We start from the raw sequence: 17,482 nt of genomic DNA on the forward strand, positions 1-17,482 counted from the left end.
TTAATTGTCTTAATTACTTAATAAACCGCCTCAATTGAGGCGGCATATTTAGTTTTCTAAGCTCTATAGGTTAATTATGCTCTTTTATTAACTAGGGCTAAAACTCTATTCATTTCGTTGTTTACAATCATGATTCCTTCATCTACACCCATACCTGGTTTAGCAAGAACTTGAGTAGCTCCACATGCTATACCGATATTAGTACAGATTTCAGCACTTCTGCTTGTTTCGTTACAAGTACCACCTAGATATGCTCCTACACCATTTTCATTACAGAATAGTATAGCTTCTATAGAGTTATTTACTCCTCCTAAGTCTGGAGTTTTAACTTGGATCATATGTCCAGCTTTGTTTTCTGCAAAGTATTTTACATCATCTAGAGTATTACACCATTCATCTGCTACTAACTCTACACTTATTCCTTTTGAATCAAGGCTAGCTCTTAAATCTCTCATAGCTTCCATTTGAGCAGTTCTGCTACCTACGTCCATAGGTCCTTCAATTCTTAATGTGAATGGTTTAGCAGCCTCTTCAAGTTCAGCTAAGTAATTAGTCATTTTTTCTGTATCATTATCTAGTAATTCCCCTATAGTACCATATACATCTATGTGGAATACTGGATTATAGTCTTCTCTTGTTCTATTGTTTAATACTCTTTCTCTTAACCAAATGATATAATCTTTTAACTTCTCACCTTTAAGTCCTAATTTTTCTTCAACATTGTTGAATAATCCGTGAGGCATTACATCTGCTTCTTTGATAATCATTTTATCAGCATTAGTATATCTGTCATCACCTGATTGAGTAAATATAGGAACTCTTTTTAATTCAACGCCTGTTCCATACTCTTCTTTTACTACTTCTGCCATTGTTACTTTTTTAGCTTTAGCAGATGCATCTAAAAGAGCTTGAGTTAAACCATATCTTATAGCTGTGTGAAGTCTTTTTCCATCTATTTCCATGTGATCTACTTCTTCAGCTAATTCTTTGAAGTTTTTAGTTTCTTTGTTTAATAACTGCTCTTTGATAGGTCCTTCAATAACTGGAATAAATTCTTCAGCTAAGAATAATGGATCTCTTCCGCCTGCTCCTGAGTATTGTACTGCTGCACAATCACCAAAAGCTACTTGTCCATCTTCTAAAACTATCATTACAGAGATGCTCTCACCTGGTTGTCTAATAGAAGTAAATCCTTCTGTTTGTGGCTCTCCTAGGTAAAACATACCATCATGTTTAGCACCTTTTTTGATTGCCTTTTGGTCGTCGAAATAAAAACCTGTTTTTCCTGCTGAGCAAATAATATCAACTATTTTCATTTACTTTCCCTCCGGTCTTCCTATTAATTTTCCTTTACCAACAGCAAATATATCATCAACTGTCATTTGGAATCCTACTTCTCTGTTTTCAAATTGACCTCTTTGTTCTAATCTTTCTCTATTGAAGTCTTTTAATTCTTTTGTGAATGGTATATTACCAGTCATTAGGTATCTAACTGCACCTTCATTATCTCTAGCTGGCATCATTTTACCATAGTTATACTTAGAAGGTCCAAATGGTATATCTATAACACCTTGTTCAAATCCTTTTACAGTACCTATAGCTAAATCTCCATTACCTAATTCTAGCATTTTATCTACCATACATTTTGTTTCTGCTTTTATTACTTTTATTTCTGCTGCTAATTTGTCACTCATAGGCATCCTTTGTCCAGCTAATAAATTAAGTGCCATTTTTGTAGCTTTAATTCCTGAAGCATTTGCTTCTTTTGTTGGTATACCTATAGCTTCATGTGGTGTTTTAACTATTACTTTTGTAGCACCTGCAAGTCCTGCAGCTATGGAACCTAGAGATATAACTCCAAATGCTTTTGCTTCATCTTCTGGGAAACCACCCATCCATTGATGGAATACTGTAGTAACAACTACATTCTTATAACCAAATTTTGCAAGGTATTCTTCTGTTTGCTCTTCTAAAGCTCTTACAGCTGCAACGTCTTGAACTAAGTTACCACATTGTCCATATCCAACAGTGATACTCTTAACCCCTTGTTCTGCTGCAAGTAAAGCTTCTATTACCGCTACTGCATTAGATGTAGAAGGAGGTACTAAAGTTCCTGTTAATGGTCCAAATGGTTCTCTGTTTATGCTGATTCCTTGTTCTTCATAAAATCCAACAAGTCTATCGCAATATTGCCAGTCTTTAAGAGTTTTTTCTATAGATACTGATTTTGCATATGGAATATTATAGCTTATTCCTCCACCCTCATTTGATGTCCAACCTGAAGCGTGGATTATTTCTGCTAATAGTCTAGAATCTGGAGTACCGTGTCTTGCTTGTAATGGAAGATTAACGCTTTCAAATACTTTTCTTCCACCTTTTACACCATGGTTTACCCCAGGAAATCCATTAAGTAAAGATCTTCCTGCTTTTACTGATTCTTCTATACCTACTTCACACTCATTATATCTATTTTGTCTAGTATATGAGTCAATAGTTGAAGGTAATAAATCAGCTCCACCTTCTTTATCTAAGAAATTTAACAACTCTATATGTTCATCTAATAAAGCAACACCCGCTCTAGGTTGTGCTAAAGTAATATTCGCTTTTTTAGCTTTTTCTAGTTTTTTTGCAAAGTTCTTTTCTTCAGGAACTTTTTTCAAATAATCTACAGCTTCTTGAAGATCTACTTCTTTTCCTGTAGGCCATTGATTTAAGACTTCTTCTCTTGTTTTAAAAAACTCTTGTTCAGAAAGTTTCTTATTCTTTAAATCCATCTATATTACCTCCGTATTTACTATATATTTTTTAAGCATTCTCACTGCCATATTTTTATCTACCATCGATAATAAGCCTAAAGCAGATAGTACATATTCTCTATCAATTAAGCATTTAGGATTTTTTGGTTTTAATGATGTAGGATCTTCCACAGAAAAAGTTGCTGCTTTTAAAATCTCTTCGGGATTTTTGCTATTAACTATTACTCCTCCTGTACCTACTAAATAAGGTAAATTCATTAAATCCTTACCAGTCTGAGCATATAAAGCTCCCATCGGAGAATACATAGACTCAATTTCTCCTGCATGTCTTTTCATTGAGATATTAGCACAAACCTTAGCCATAGCCTCATCGAATTTAGTATCTTTTTCTTCTTCTGGAATAAAATCAGTATGTTCGTATCTTTTTTTGAATTCTGATTCTATATCATATTCCTTAATATCTAAATATTTTTTCATCATTCTATTTCCAGCTGCTTCATAAACTGATATAGAAGAATATCTCATACCTAAGTCACCTTCTACAGTTCTCTTAGAGATTGGCTCTTCAAGGCCTCTTAACACAACTGAAGGCTGAGTTGGAGCTCCTTCTCCTATAGAGTGAATATCTGTAGTAGCTCCTCCTATATCTACAACTACTAAGTCTCCAATTCCCTCTTCATCTCTTGATCCCATTGAAAGGGTTTCAGCTGCCTTTAATACAGCTGCTGGAGTTGGCATTAATATTTCAGAAATTGTTTCTTCTACATTTTCCATTCCCTTAGCATTTATAATTTGTTTCATGAATATACTTCTTATAGTTTCTCTTGCTGGTATTACATTTATATGATTTAACTTTGGCATAACATTTTCAGTTACATAGAACTCTATATTATCTCCAAATGTTTCTCTTATTTCATCATTACAGCTTTTATTTCCAGCTACTACTACCGGTATTTTGATTTCTGCTTCTCTTAACATTGAAGCATTGTGGGTTATACATATATTGTTCCCACCATCAGTTCCCCCTGCTAGTAGTATCATATCTGCATTAGAGTTTTTAATTTCTTCTACTTCACTTTTATTTAAATTGTGACTATAAGTTTTTATTACTCTAGCTCCTGCTCCTAAAGCTGCTCTTTTTGCCGCTTCTGCTGTAAGTTCTGGAACTAAACCAATTGCTATGATCTTAAGTCCACCTGCTGCAGAAGAACATGCATATTTACCTACTATATCTATATCTTCTCTTTTTATATTCGAAAATAATTTATCTAAGGCGTTTCTATATCCTATGGTAACATCAGTTTCTACAGTTGTATAAGATTTATCATGTGCAACTATTACTTCTTTTTCTATATCAACTAAAGTTACTTTAGTATAGGTGCTACCAAAATCTATAAAAAGATAACATTTCATTTTATCCCCTCTATTTATATAAGTCTTCTTTTAAGTCGCTAATTGAAGTCTCAACAGATGTTCCAGGTGGATATACCCTGTCAAATCCCATATCTTTAAATCTCTTATGAACATCTTCCCAGTTTTGTTTTCCAACTACTATATTTCCACCTACATATAATAAAATATCTTTTAAACCTGCTTCTTCTATCTTTTCTCTCATACCTCTACAATCGATTTCCCCGTGTCCATATAATGAAGAAACCAAAATAGCATCAGCATTAGTCTCAACTGCTGCGTTGATAAAGTCTTCTTGTGGTGATAAAACTCCTATGTTTACAACATTAAAACCTGCAGCTGTCAAGGAATGATCTAAGATTTTGTTACCAACTGCATGACAGTCAGAACCTATAACTCCAAGTACAATGGTTTTTTTATCCATTTTTGCTACCTCCTTAAATTAATTAATAAGTTTGATTTTAAAACAATGATATCCTTAAATATCTTTGTCTTTGTTTTACCTATCTTCACATTTATAATACCATAACTATTTATAAAGACAACCTTTTTTTTTGAGTTTTTTTAATTTTTTTTTGGCTTTGAATAGCTATTTATAGCCCTTTTGAATGTGTTGGTATTTTTTCTTTCAATTGTGTTAGAATTAACTGATAATTCAATGGTTAAATTTTCTCTTTTTGCAACTCACACTATATCGAGTTGCAAAAAAACTTTTTTAAGTAAAATTTCAGACTCTATATTTTTTGTCAAATTTTATCATATTTGATAAAATTTTAAATTATTTAAGAAAAGTTACAAAAAAGTTACATTTCCTCTTTATTTTTTCATATATATAATATATAATGAAGAAGGACAAGCAACTAATTAGAAAAAGGAGATGACTTTTTTGAAATTAAATAACTTTAAAAATACTGTAATGACATTTACCATGGTTTCCATATTAGCTGCTAATGCAGTTCCTTCCTATGCTGCTTTAGGTGATACTACTTTAAAATATGATATGAAAAATGAAGATATAAAAACCCTTAAAAAAGAGCTACAAGATTTTGGATATTTAAGTTCAGATGATTCACTTAGTACATACTACGGAAAAACTACCATAGATGCAATTCAAGCTTTACAAAAAGACCATGATTTAGAGATAAATGGCATCTATGACAGCAATACACATGAAAAATTATCAGATTTAAAACAAAAGAGATTTGAGGAATATAAACTATCTTATAATGAAGACTTAAGTTTAGAAGATGAAAATGCTGATGTAAACGCTTTGCAAAAAGCATTAAAAGAATTAGACTTCCTAGTTATTGAAAATTGTACTGATTATTTTGGTTCTATGACAGAAAGAGCTTTAATATCTTTTCAAAGAGCTGTTGGAATTACTCCAGATGGAATTGCTGGAGCTAGAACAATTCAAATGCTAAATAAAGCTCTAGCAGGAGAAGATGTATTTATTCAAGTTGCAAATAGAGGTGGAGAAAGAAATTCCCTTGCACAAAATATAATAAATACAGGTAAAAAATACTTAGGAGCTCCATATAGATCTGGACAATCTGGACCTAGTGGATTTGACTGTTCAGGATTTACTCAATATGTATATAAGCAAAACGGAATAAGTATTTCTCGTTCATCTAGTACTCAAGCCAATGATGGTACATGGGTAGCTAAAGGTGATTTGCAACCAGGTGATCTTTTAATCTTTAGTAATACTTATAAAAAAGGTCCTAGTCATACTGGAATTTATATAGGTGATGGTCAATTCATACATTCAAGTAGTGTCCGTAGTGGTGGGGTAAAAATTTCAAGTTTGAATGAAAACTATTATAGAAGCCACTTTTCCTATGGTAGAAGAGTTTATTAATATATCTAAATATAAAATGGACAATCATCAGATTGTCCATTTGCTTATTCAAATAATAAGTCTATAAAGCTTTCTATATCTATATCTCCAAAATAATCCTTTAAATCTATATCTAATAAACTCATTTTCATTTCTTCTTTTTCATATTTTAACCCAATTAACTTATCCTCAATATCTTTCACATCTTTGGTGCCAAAGAAGTCTCCATATATTTTCATTTCTTTTATTATTCCATTTTTTACCTCTAATCCTATTTCTATAAATCCAAATGGAAATTTCTTTGTATTTGTATAATTAAATTTAGGAGATTTTCCATAGTTCCAATCCCAAGTATTATACTTCTCTTGGAATAATTGCTCTACCCTTTCCATTTCATCTTTAGTCAATTCATATTTACTAAAATTTTCACCTTCAAATTCAAAGACATATTCTACAAGCAATTCTCTAAGCTTATTTATATCTATATCTTCTTTTATAGAAGGTTTAATATTTGTAACCCTAGATTTTACTGACTTTACTCCCTTAGATTTGAATTTATCAGGCTTTACATTTAGAGCCTTACTCAAAGTGTCTAATTTAGTATCAAATAAAATTGTACCGTGGTTTAATACTCTTTTATTCCACACTGATTGTGCTATACCTGAAAACTTTTTGCCTTCTACAGTTAAGTCATTTCTACCTGATAATTCACAATTAACCCCTAGTTTCTTTAATGATTTTAATATGGGTATATTATATTTTTTAAAATCTATTACATCTTTTCCTTCAGTGTTCTTTATAATAGAAAAATTCAAATTGCCAAGGTCGTGATAGACAGCCCCTCCGCCTGTAATTCTTCTAACAACTTTTATATCATTCGCCTCTATATAATCTCTGTTTACTTCTTCAGTTGTATTTTGATTTTTCCCTACAATAATTGCTGGAGAATTTATCCATAGTATTACATAGTCTTCATTTCTATCTAAGTACTTAAAACAAAATTCTTCAAAAGCAAGATTGTAATAGGGATTGTTTGAATAGTTTTCTATATATTTCAATTTAGTCCTCCTAGTTTTTATTTAATAATATGTTTATATCCATTAAGCTATTTTGCAAATCAATCAATTTGTTTTTAATTTGATCATAATTTTTCTCAACTACTTTATCTGAATATATTTCCCCTGTTCTTCCCATTAAAACTCCAAATTGCCTGTATACAGTTTGTAGCTCTTCTTCTATGTCTTCTTTTAGTAGTGCCTCCTCTATTTTAATTCCCTTTTTCAATTCTACTTCATTTTGAGATATATTAAATTTATCTCCCAGCTCCGGTATAATTGTCTCTATCTTAAACTTTGACTCTATTATTTGAGATAATAAATTAGCGGATTCCTCTTCTCCATGTACTAAAAATATCTTTTTAGGTTTGTATTTAAAATGATCTATCCAGTCTATCAATGTATCTTGATCAGCATGACCGGAAAATCCTTCTAAATCATAAATTTCAAGAGATACATCTATCCTTTCTCCTAAAAGCTTTACATTTTTTACCCCATCTAATAGAATTCTTCCTAGGGTCCCCTCTGCTTGATATCCTACAAATACAAGACTATTTTTAGGATTCCATAAATTATGTTTTAAATGATGTCTTATCCTACCTGCTGTTGCCATTCCACTTGAAGATATAATAACCTTAGGATAATCTGATTTATTTAGAGTCATAGACTCCTCTTGACTTCTAATGTATCTTAGATTTGAAAATTCAAATGGATTGTCGCCACTTAATACTAAATCCTGTGCTTCTTCATTAAAGCTATTCGAATTCTTTTGAAAAGCTTCAGTAGCATTCACTGCCATTGGACTATCAATATATATTGGGATCTTCATATATTCTTCCACATCATTATATTCATAGTATTTGTTTAACTCATATATTAGTTCCTGAGTACGCCCAACTGCAAAAGAAGGTATAAGAACACTTCCACCTCTTAAAGCAGTTTTATTTATAATGTCTATTAGTTTTTTAGTGCTTTCTTTAAATGGTTCATGGTTTTTATCTCCATAGGTAGACTCCATGATTAAATAATCTGCATCTTCTATAAACTCTGGCTCTCTAAGTATGGGTCTTCCAGGCATACCTAAATCTCCAGAAAATACTAATTTTGTAGTCTCTGAATCTTCCTTTATCCAAATTTCTAAAATTGAAGAACCAAGTATATGACCTGCATCTTTAAACCTAATTTGAATATCTTCATTTAAGTTTATCTTTTGATCATAGTAATAAGTCTCAAAATATTTAAGACTTTCCTCGGCATCTTCCATAGTATATAAAGGTTGTATTTCTTTTTGCCCCCCTCTCTGTCTCTTTCTATTCTCCCACTTTGCATCTGTTTCATGGATTTTGCCACTATCTAATAACATTATTTCACATAAATCATAGGTCCCCTTAGTACAAATTATATCACCTTTAAACCCATCTTTCACTAATTTAGGAATTCTTCCACTATGATCAATATGGGCATGGGTCAATATTAAGTAATCTATTTCTTTTAAATTATAAGGAAAATCTTCAAAGTTCATCTTTTCCTTTTCACTATTTCCTTGAAAAAGTCCACAATCAACTAGTATTTTATGCTCATTTGTAGTTATTAAATAATTAGATCCAGTAACTAATTTTGCTGCACCAAAAAACTGAATATCCATATTCTACCTCCTAGTATTTATAAGATTACATTTCCTTTAGTTTATATTATAAAATAATCAATAAATTTATACCCAAGCTATGAATTATTATACAAAAAAGTAGTTAATTACAATTAAATTTAATTGTAATTAACTACTTTGTCTATTGAGCAGAAGTTATTTCAGTCCATATTCTATCATATTCTCCAATGATATCACTTGGATCTTTGAATATTTCAGCATTATCTAAACTCTCTTTAACTGGATAAGCTACTTCTGAATTTTTGATATCCTCTGGCAACATTTCTATAGCCTCAGGTATAGGTGTAGAATATCCTATATAATCAGTATTTTTAACTGCAATATCTGGTCTAGTCATAAAGTTTATAAACTTTTCTGCCGCTTCTTTATTTTCTGTGTCCTTAGGTATTACCATATTATCAAACCATAAATTTGTACCCTCTTTAGGGATTGCATAGTTCAAATCAGGATTTTCCCTCATCATATAAACTGCATCTCCTGACCAAACTACTGCTAGGGCAGCTTCTCCACTTATCATAGCTCCTTTTATATCGTCTCCTAAATATGCAGATACTAAAGGTTTTTGCTCTATTAAAATTTGTTTTGCCTCTTCTAATTCTTCTACATCTCTAGTATTCATTGAATACCCTAGTTTTTTTAGAGCAACTGCTAAGGTATCTCTTTGGCTATTTAACATAAATATTTCATCAGTATATTTTTCATCCCAAAGTATATCCCAACTATCTACTTCTTCATCTACCATAGTAGTATTATATATTATTCCTACAGTTCCCCACATATATGGCACTGAATAGTCATTATTTGGATCAAAATCCAAGTCTAGAAAATATTCATCCACCTTTTCTAAATTTGGTATATTCTCCTTATCAATCTTAGCAAGCATATCTTCTTTTATCATTCTCTCTATCATATAATCAGAAGGAAATGCTACATCATAACTACTTCCACCTTGCTTTAATTTAATATACATATCTTCATTTGTTTCAAACATATCATATTTTACTTCTATTCCATATTCTTCTTCAAACTCTTTTAGCACATCTTTATCTATATAGTCCCCCCAGTTATAAACACTTATACTAGGCTTTTTCTCTCCACACGCTGAAACAAAAACTGAAATTAACAACATAGAAATTACTAGTAAAACCCTTTTTTTCATTTTCAATCTAAACACCTCTTTCTAAATTTTTTGAATTTCTTTTATTTATTATTAAAAGCAATACAATCATACTTATAAACATCAAAGTTGATAAAGCATTTATTATAGGATTTATACCCTTTCTCGACATTGCAAATATTGAAATACTAAGATTTGTAACTCCATTTCCTGTGTTGAAAAAACTTATTACAAAATCATCTATAGATAAGGTAAAGGCCATCAACCCTCCTGTAATTATCCCTGGCATAATCTCTGGTATAATCACCTTTCTTAAGGTATAAAATGGAGTAGCTCCAAGGTCCATAGCTGCCTCTGCCAAGTGAACATTCATCTGTTTTAGTTTAGGTAAAACAGAAAGTATAACATAGGGTATACAAAATACTATATGAGAAAGCAACATTGTAACTAAGCCAAACTCAATCTTTAAAAATCTGAATAAAGCCATTAAAGAAACTGCTGTAACTATATCTGGGTTTAGTACTGGAAGATAATTTAAATTTAAAAATATCCCCTTTCCAATACCTTTAATATCATGTATTCCAATTGCTGCAAAGGTACCTATTATTGTAGATATAATAGCTGCCAATGTAGCTACCAAAATAGTATTGTATAAAGCTTTTAAGATTTCTTGATCTTTAAATAACTCTATATACCATTTTAAAGTAAATCCAGACCATACTCCCCTTGATTTTGAATTATTAAAGGAGAAAATTATTAGTATGATAATGGGGGCATATAAGAATAAAAATATAGCACATGTATATATTTTTTCTAAATATTTTTTCACCATAATCCCCCTCCTTCTTCTTTTTCTTTGTCAAATTTAGATGTAATGGCTATAGTAATAAGTATAAATACCATAAGTATTACTGACATTGAAGATCCAAAATGCCAATCTCCTGTCCATCTAAACTGCTGTTCTATAAGATTACCTATTAAATTATATTTATTCCCCCCAAGTAGACTTGATATGACAAATGTACTCATAGCTGGTATAAATACCATTGTAATCCCTGTAACTATACCTGGAAGACTTAATGGAAATATAATTTTTCTAAATACATATATGCTATTTCCTCCTAAATCCTCAGCAGCTTCAATTAGATTTCTATCTAATTTAGTCATTACAGAGTAAATTGGTAAGACCATAAATGGCAAAAAATTATATACCATTCCAAGTAATACTGCTTTTTCATTGTATAATAGGTCCCAAGGCTGAAAACCTAATTTAGTTATTACATAATTTATAAATCCATTTTTACCTAAAAGAGTAAGCCAAGCATAAGTCCTAAGCAAAAAATTCATCCACATTGGGATTACAAACATTAAAATCATAGTATTTCTCTTGCTTTTACTCTTTTTAGAAATTATATAAGCTATAGGATAACCTACTATTAATGTTATAACAGTAGATATAAAAGCTAAGTTTACTGATCTAATTAGTACCTGTAAATAAGTCTTTGAAAAAAACTTTTTAAAGTTTTCTAAGCTAAATTCAAATGTAGAGAAATTTTGACTATCTCCAGTGGTAAAGGCAAAGTATATAACCAACAAAAGTGGTATAACTATAAATATTGCCATCCATATCATATAGGGATATGATGCTCGTTTCATCTTCATATTTATTCCTCCCTTTTCATAATGTGGATATTATCTGGAGCAATCTCCATGCCTATTTCTGTATCTACAGGCTTCATAATAGTACTGTGTATCATCCAAAAATAATCATCTGATCTTACTATCATTTCATAGTGAACTCCTTTAAATATAATAGATTCTACTATTCCTTTAATCTGACTATTTTCCGCTGAGACAATATTTATATCCTCTGGTCGTATCACAACATCTACTTCTTCATCACTTTTAAAACCTTTGTCTACACATTTAAAGATTTTATTGTTAAATTCTACTAAAAAGTCTTCATGCATTATTCCTGGGATTATATTGCTTTCTCCAATAAACTTAGCTACAAAAGAATTTTTAGGTTCATTATAGATATCTATTGGTGTTCCTATTTGTTGTATTTCTCCTTTATTCATTACTACTATAGTATCAGACATTGTAAGAGCTTCTTCTTGGTCATGAGTTACATATATAAAGGTTATCCCAACTCTTTTTTGCATATTTTTTAATTCTATTTGCATCTCTTTTCTAAGTTTTAAATCTAATGCCCCTAAAGGTTCATCTAAAAGTAAGACCTTTGGTTCATTGACTAAGGCTCTAGCAATTGCAATCCTCTGTTGTTGCCCTCCACTTAAAGATTCTATACTTCTATTTTCAAATCCCTGTAGATTTACAAGTCTTAACATCTCTGATACTTTTGAATCAATAACATCTTTTGGCAGTTTTTTTATTCTAAGACCAAATGCTATATTTTCATAAATATTCATATGGGGAAATAGTGCATACTTTTGAAAAACTGTGTTTATTTGTCTCTTGTAGGGAGCTACATTAGTTATATCCTCATCTTCAAAAATTACTCTACCCTCTGTAGGTTGTTCAAATCCTCCTATAATTCTTAAAGTAGTAGTCTTTCCGCATCCACTAGGTCCTAAAAGTGTTAAAAATTCATTTTTCCTAATGAATAAATTTATGTCTTCTAATACTTTTACTCCGTCAAATTCCTTCGATATATTTTTTAATTCTATAGTATTCATTTATATCCCCCTTTAAAAACTAGGTGGTGTACTCACCCATATAATATTCGCCTTAGATTTCCCGTTATTTGATATATAGTGATTTGAGTTTGCCTTATAATAAAAGCTTTCACCTTTTTTTGCTTTATATTGTTTATCTCCTATATGCAAATTAACTCTCCCACTTATAACATACCCAAACTCTTCTCCTTCATGAGGACTATCTTCTTTAGTCTTTCCTCCAGGTTCAATTTCTATAAATATAGGCTCCATTGAGTTTTTTTGAGCATTTGGAATAATCCACTTTATTATATAATTTAAATCTTCATTTTCTGTTTCAAAAAAATCTTCCTTTGAAAATACAATTTTTTCATCTACACTGTCACTAAAAAAATCTTTTAAATTCGTGCCTAATCCTTCTAGTATATCTATTAGGGTTGTAATAGATGGGGAAGTTAGGTCTCTTTCAACTTGAGAGATAAATCCTTTGGTAAGTTCGCATCTATCTGCTAACTCTTCTTGAGTTAAAGAATTTTTCACTCTAATTCTCTTTATTTTTTCACCAATATTCAAAATATCCCTCCTCAGTTTAAACATTATATATTAAGTATCTAGTTTATTATTACTAAACTTTTCAAATTTCTATACTATTATAATCAATTCTTCTATATATTGTCAATAGAAAAATAAAATTATTTTTATTCTTCTAAGCCTTGTAATTAAAAGCTTTTTAATGTACTACTAAACTTTTTGTTTAATAAAGGTAATAAAACTATTTGTAAAAATTATCAGATAAATATATTGTGTTTTTTATTGATTAATCTAAATTATTTTAAAATAATAATTAAATTGTCAATTAAAAAAAGGTATATCAAGGAGGAAACTTGATATACCTTTTTTTAAAAAGTTTTAATTTATATTTGTTATAGTCATATTATCAATAGCATTCTGAATTAAGTCTTCTATATCTAGTGACTCTTCAGACTTTCTTATGTCTTTTATCTTTGGATTTGTAACTGGATGTTTTGGTAAAAATACAGTACAACAATCTTCAAAGGGCATTATAGATGTATCATAAGTTTCAATATCTCTAGCTATTTTCATTATATCTACCTTGTCTGTACCTATAAGCGGTCTAAATATAGGTAAATCTACAGCATCGTTAGTTACAGCTATCCCTTCCATGGTTTGACTTGCGACTTGACCTAGACTTTCTCCAGTTATCAAAGCCTTACACCCATCTTTTTCTGCTATCTTTTCTCCAATTCGCATCATAAATCTTCTAGAAAGTATAGTCATTTCTTTTTCTGGGCAATTTTCATTTATGGCTTTTTGTATTTCTAGTATATTTACACTAAAAAGTTTTATTTTGCCAACATATCTGGATAAAATCTTTGCTAAGTCCTTAACTTTTTCCTCAGCCCTTTCTGATGTAAATGGATATGAGTGAAAATGTAGGCAATTGATGGAAAGCCCTCTATTTGCCATCATAAAACCTGCTACAGGACTATCTATCCCTCCAGAAAGAAGTAGTAATGCCTTACCATTTGAACCTACTGGCAAACCTCCATGACCCTTTATTTTATCAGTATATATATATACTTTTTGTTTTATATCTATATATAAAAATGTATCTGGATTGTGTATATCTACTTTTAAATCAGGGACTTCATCTAATAAAATTCCACCTATTTCCCTAGATACCTCTGGAGATGTATAAGAGAATTTTTTATCTGCCCTATTTGTCTTTACTTTAAATGTCTTTATATCTGTATTTTCTTTTAACTCTTTCATAGCCATTATGGAGCTTTCGATGATTTTGTCCATATCTTTTTCAAGCCTTATACATATACTAATATATACTATTCCAAATACCTTTTTTAATCTATTTACCATTTGAGGATAATCTTTTTCTTCCCCTTCAATATAAATTTTACCTATTTCTTTATATATTTTTTCATAACCTATATCTTTTATTACTCTTATTATTTCCTTCATTAATTTGTCTTCAAAGTATTTCCTGTTTAAGCCTTTTAATGCTATTTCTCCAAAACTAATACTTATTACCTTTTCCAATTTATCACCTCATAATTATCTTTCTAATTTCATCTACTGAAGTTTTAAGTACATCTACTACATAATCTAAATCTTCATTTTTTATATCATAAGAAAAGCACATTCTAATTGCACCTTCCATATCTTCAGATTTTAGACCTATGGACTTTAAAACATGGCTTTTTTTAGTTCCTTTAGAAGAGCATGCAGAAGCTGTAGACACATATATTTTCTTTTGCTCTAAAAAATGTAGTAAGACCTCACCCCTTGTATGTTTAAAGGAAATATTTAATATATAGGGAGAAGCTTTTAAATCAAGGGGAGAATTAATCCTTATATCTTCTATATTTTCTTTTATTTTTTTAGACATATATTCTTTTAAGCTCTTTATATGATCTAATTCTTCATCTTGCTTTTCTTTTATTATCTTAACCGCTTCACCCATTCCTACTATTCCAGTTAAGTTTTCAGTTCCAGACCTAATTCCTGATTCTTGATTTCCCCCAAATAAAATAGGCTTTAGATTTAGTTTATCTTTAATAAACAGTCCTCCTATCCCTTTAGGACCATAAATCTTATGACCACTAAAAGAAAATGTATCTACACCTAAATCCCTTAGTGAAAATTTAATCTTTCCAAAGGATTGAATCCCATCTACATGAAATAGAGTATTTGGATTTTTATTCTTGATAATATTTTTTATCTCTTTTATATCTTGAATAGTACCTATTTCATTGTTTACATGAATTATAGACACAAGTATAGTATCTTTACAAATGGATTCTTGTAATTGTTTTAAATCAATTCTTCCATCTTTATCCACATCTAAATATGTAACCCTAAATCCATTTTGTTCAAAATATTTCATTGTATTTAAAACTGAAGCATGTTCTATCTTTGTGGTAATTATATGTTTTCCCCTATCTGAAAGCTTATTTACAATACTCTGAATTGCAATATTATTACTTTCTGTGCCTCCTGATGTAAAATAAATTTCAGATGGTTTAACATCTAAAAAATCACCTATAATGGTTCTGGAATTTTTTATCTTTTTTTCTGAATCCAAACCTAAACGATGTAGGGAAGAAGGATTGCCAAAATCTTCTTTTAGGCTTGTATACATTTTTTCAAGGACTTCACTTCTTATTTTAGTTGTTGCACAGTTATCTAAATATATCATTTTATCCACCTTTATTCTATTTAAATTACTATTATGACTATAACCATTATAAGATAAAAACAAACTATATTAAAGTATTATATAAAAATTTAAGTTTTTAATAACTTAGTGTAAAATTACATTGGGGAAAATAATCAAAAATAAAATAAGAGCATTCCAAGATATGATAGTATATAGGTGTCCAAACCAAATACACATATAAAAGGAGATGCTCTTATGAATACAATTATACAACAAATTGTAGAAAAAATCATTGAAAGTACAAATAAAAACTTAGAAATAGTATTAAAAGAAGGAAAAGGAATATCAGACTTTGCAATAAATATAAAAAATACACTAAATGAAGTAGGAGTAGATCTAGTTTCTGGGGCGTTAGAAGAAATAGATAAAAGGGTAAAAGAAGATATTAATAGAAAACAAGACTGGATTGTAAAAAGTAAAGATAATGTAAAAAGTTTAGGGACAATATTTGGAGAAGTTAAATACAAAAGGACATATTATGAAAATAAGAAAACAGGTGAATACAAATATTTATCAGATGAAATGCTAGGAATAAAAGCACATGATAAGATAGATACATTAATGAAATCAAAGCTTGTAGAAGAATCAATAGATTCCTCTTACAGAAAAAGTGGAATTCAAGCTAGTGACAATCTAGATATAACAGGTCAAACAGTAATGAATACAATTAGAGAACTTGATGTTGTAGAAAACAATGTAATTCCAATAAAGAAAAGAAATAATGAAATAAAGCTTTTATACATTGAAGCTGATGAAGATCATGTAGCTCTTCAAGTAGGTAAATGTATAGAACCAAAGCTTGTTTATGTTCATGAAGGAAGAGAAAAAGTAAGTAAAGATAGATACAGATTGATAAATAAGAGAGTATTTAGTGGAGTATATAAATCAAGTGAAGATCTATGGCTGGAAGTAGCTGATTACATAGATGAAGCTTATGATATGGATAAAATAGAAAAGATATATCTTTCAGGAGATGGTGCAAGCTGGATAAAACAAGGAGTAGGATGGATAAATAAGTCTGTATATGTATTAGATAGATTTCATTTATCCAAGTATGTAAAGAAAGCTACAGCTCATTTACCACATATAACACATCCCCTATGGAATTATATAAATAGATTAGAGATAGAAAATGTTAAAGAGCTTTTTAAAATAATATTAGAAGAAACAGAAACAGATACAAAGAAAGAATCAGTTAAAGATTCAAAGAGATATATTTTAAACAACTGGGAAGGGATTAAAAATCAGTATAACGATGATTATATAGGCTGCAGTGCAGAAGGTCACATAAGTCATATATTATCAGATAGACTAAGTTCTAGACCTCTTGGATGGTGTGAAGTTGGAGTCAATCAAATGTCAAGATTGAGGGCTTTTAAGGCTAACGGTGGAAATGTATATGAACTATTTAATCAGAGAAGAAAACAGCAGTTAAAAAAAGAAAGAATACTAAAATTAGAAAAGAGAAATATTAGTAAAAAAATAATATCTAAAACAGCAAATGAGGTTATTGGTAACATACCTCTATTAGCTGATGGTAGAAATACTGGCTTAAACACTATACTTAAGTCCTTTAGAGGAGCCTAAGTTTAATACATAAATATATGAAGATGCTTTTATTTATAAAACCCAAAGTAACTTGACACTATCTTTTAATAAATTATACTTGCATATATTGTCGATTTTTGTTATAATCTTTTTAGG

The 17,482-nt window shown here is 30.0% G+C and carries 15 protein-coding genes; 2 read left to right on the plus strand and 13 right to left on the minus strand.

The features are described from left to right. Positions 1 to 74: 74 nt before the first annotated feature. Genes AC4PG3_RS08880 through glmS form a run of 4 tightly spaced genes read right to left on the minus strand, consistent with a single transcriptional unit; the run spans position 75 to position 4,590 of the window. A complete protein-coding gene (locus tag AC4PG3_RS08880) occupies positions 75 to 1,316 on the minus strand; it encodes a methylaspartate ammonia-lyase (protein WP_492196302.1) in 1,242 nt (413 codons plus the stop codon). After that, a complete protein-coding gene (locus AC4PG3_RS08885; RefSeq protein ID WP_492196303.1) occupies positions 1,317 to 2,774 on the minus strand; it encodes a methylaspartate mutase subunit E in 1,458 nt (485 codons plus the stop codon). Further along, positions 2,775 to 4,169 (minus strand): methylaspartate mutase accessory protein GlmL, encoded by a 1,395-nt coding sequence (gene glmL, locus AC4PG3_RS08890; RefSeq protein WP_492196304.1) that lies wholly within the window; start codon positions 4,167 to 4,169, stop codon positions 2,775 to 2,777. 10 nt (positions 4,170 to 4,179) lie between these two features. Beyond that, positions 4,180 to 4,590: a methylaspartate mutase subunit S gene (gene glmS, locus AC4PG3_RS08895; RefSeq protein ID WP_492196305.1), complete on the minus strand. Its 411-nt coding sequence runs from the start codon at positions 4,588 to 4,590 to the stop codon at positions 4,180 to 4,182. Between the two features lie 462 nt (positions 4,591 to 5,052). On the opposite strand from glmS, the gene AC4PG3_RS08900 reads away from it, so the two are divergent. Beyond that, complete coding sequence (locus AC4PG3_RS08900) at positions 5,053 to 6,027, plus strand: NlpC/P60 family protein (protein WP_492196306.1); 975 nt, start codon at positions 5,053 to 5,055, stop codon at positions 6,025 to 6,027. Positions 6,028 to 6,071: 44 nt separating this feature from the next. On the opposite strand, the gene lplA is transcribed toward AC4PG3_RS08900, so the two are convergent. From lplA to AC4PG3_RS08945, 9 genes are all read right to left on the minus strand, one after another. Continuing rightward, entirely contained in the window at positions 6,072 to 7,064 is a 993-nt protein-coding gene (lplA, locus tag AC4PG3_RS08905; RefSeq protein ID WP_492196307.1) for a lipoate--protein ligase, read from the minus strand. A 10-nt stretch (positions 7,065 to 7,074) separates the two neighbouring features. Then, on the minus strand, positions 7,075 to 8,706 hold the full coding sequence (locus AC4PG3_RS08910) for an MBL fold metallo-hydrolase RNA specificity domain-containing protein (protein ID WP_492196308.1): 1,632 nt from the start codon (positions 8,704 to 8,706) through the stop codon (positions 7,075 to 7,077). Between the two features lie 142 nt (positions 8,707 to 8,848). Next, positions 8,849 to 9,886 (minus strand): ABC transporter substrate-binding protein, encoded by a 1,038-nt coding sequence (locus tag AC4PG3_RS08915; RefSeq protein ID WP_492198219.1) that lies wholly within the window; start codon positions 9,884 to 9,886, stop codon positions 8,849 to 8,851. A gap of 7 nt (positions 9,887 to 9,893) precedes the next feature. After that, positions 9,894 to 10,676: an ABC transporter permease gene (locus tag AC4PG3_RS08920; protein WP_492196309.1), complete on the minus strand. Its 783-nt coding sequence runs from the start codon at positions 10,674 to 10,676 to the stop codon at positions 9,894 to 9,896. Further along, positions 10,670 to 11,506, minus strand: coding sequence for an ABC transporter permease (locus AC4PG3_RS08925; RefSeq protein ID WP_492196310.1), 837 nt, complete (start codon positions 11,504 to 11,506; stop codon positions 10,670 to 10,672). Before AC4PG3_RS08925 ends, AC4PG3_RS08920 begins: the two co-directional genes overlap by 7 nt. A 2-nt stretch (positions 11,507 to 11,508) precedes the next feature. Then, positions 11,509 to 12,543 (minus strand): spermidine/putrescine ABC transporter ATP-binding protein, encoded by a 1,035-nt coding sequence (gene potA, locus AC4PG3_RS08930; RefSeq protein ID WP_492196311.1) that lies wholly within the window; start codon positions 12,541 to 12,543, stop codon positions 11,509 to 11,511. 12 nt (positions 12,544 to 12,555) lie between these two features. Further along, positions 12,556 to 13,095, minus strand: coding sequence for a helix-turn-helix domain-containing protein (locus AC4PG3_RS08935; protein ID WP_492196312.1), 540 nt, complete (start codon positions 13,093 to 13,095; stop codon positions 12,556 to 12,558). 336 nt (positions 13,096 to 13,431) lie between these two features. Continuing rightward, positions 13,432 to 14,598 (minus strand): tRNA uracil 4-sulfurtransferase ThiI, encoded by a 1,167-nt coding sequence (thiI, locus tag AC4PG3_RS08940; RefSeq protein WP_492196313.1) that lies wholly within the window; start codon positions 14,596 to 14,598, stop codon positions 13,432 to 13,434. Between the two features lie 4 nt (positions 14,599 to 14,602). Further along, positions 14,603 to 15,757: a cysteine desulfurase family protein gene (locus AC4PG3_RS08945; protein ID WP_492196314.1), complete on the minus strand. Its 1,155-nt coding sequence runs from the start codon at positions 15,755 to 15,757 to the stop codon at positions 14,603 to 14,605. Positions 15,758 to 15,973: 216 nt separating this feature from the next. Here AC4PG3_RS08945 and AC4PG3_RS08950 point away from each other — a divergent pair, with 216 nt between their 5' ends. Then, positions 15,974 to 17,365, plus strand: a complete 1,392-nt coding sequence (locus AC4PG3_RS08950) for an ISLre2 family transposase (RefSeq protein ID WP_492196315.1) — start codon at positions 15,974 to 15,976, stop codon at positions 17,363 to 17,365. Positions 17,366 to 17,482 lie beyond the last annotated feature (117 nt).

It is taken from the genome of Tissierella sp. QWL-11 (assembly GCF_058683765.1).

What these genes read in the sequence shown, in the direction of transcription:
- AC4PG3_RS08885 (WP_492196303.1), bottom strand. Translation starts at nt 2,774, where the DNA reads ATGGATTTAAAGAATAAGAAACTTTCTGAACAAGAGTTTTTTAAAACA.
- AC4PG3_RS08950 (WP_492196315.1), top strand. Translation starts at nt 15,974, where the DNA reads ATGAATACAATTATACAACAAATTGTAGAAAAAATCATTGAAAGTACA.
- AC4PG3_RS08880 (WP_492196302.1), bottom strand. Translation starts at nt 1,316, where the DNA reads ATGAAAATAGTTGATATTATTTGCTCAGCAGGAAAAACAGGTTTTTAT.
- glmS (WP_492196305.1), bottom strand. Translation starts at nt 4,590, where the DNA reads ATGGATAAAAAAACCATTGTACTTGGAGTTATAGGTTCTGACTGTCAT.
- AC4PG3_RS08910 (WP_492196308.1), bottom strand. Translation starts at nt 8,706, where the DNA reads ATGGATATTCAGTTTTTTGGTGCAGCAAAATTAGTTACTGGATCTAAT.
- AC4PG3_RS08925 (WP_492196310.1), bottom strand. Translation starts at nt 11,506, where the DNA reads ATGAAGATGAAACGAGCATCATATCCCTATATGATATGGATGGCAATA.
- AC4PG3_RS08920 (WP_492196309.1), bottom strand. Translation starts at nt 10,676, where the DNA reads ATGGTGAAAAAATATTTAGAAAAAATATATACATGTGCTATATTTTTA.
- glmL (WP_492196304.1), bottom strand. Translation starts at nt 4,169, where the DNA reads ATGAAATGTTATCTTTTTATAGATTTTGGTAGCACCTATACTAAAGTA.
- AC4PG3_RS08915 (WP_492198219.1), bottom strand. Translation starts at nt 9,886, where the DNA reads ATGAAAAAAAGGGTTTTACTAGTAATTTCTATGTTGTTAATTTCAGTT.
- AC4PG3_RS08945 (WP_492196314.1), bottom strand. Translation starts at nt 15,757, where the DNA reads ATGATATATTTAGATAACTGTGCAACAACTAAAATAAGAAGTGAAGTC.
- potA (WP_492196311.1), bottom strand. Translation starts at nt 12,543, where the DNA reads ATGAATACTATAGAATTAAAAAATATATCGAAGGAATTTGACGGAGTA.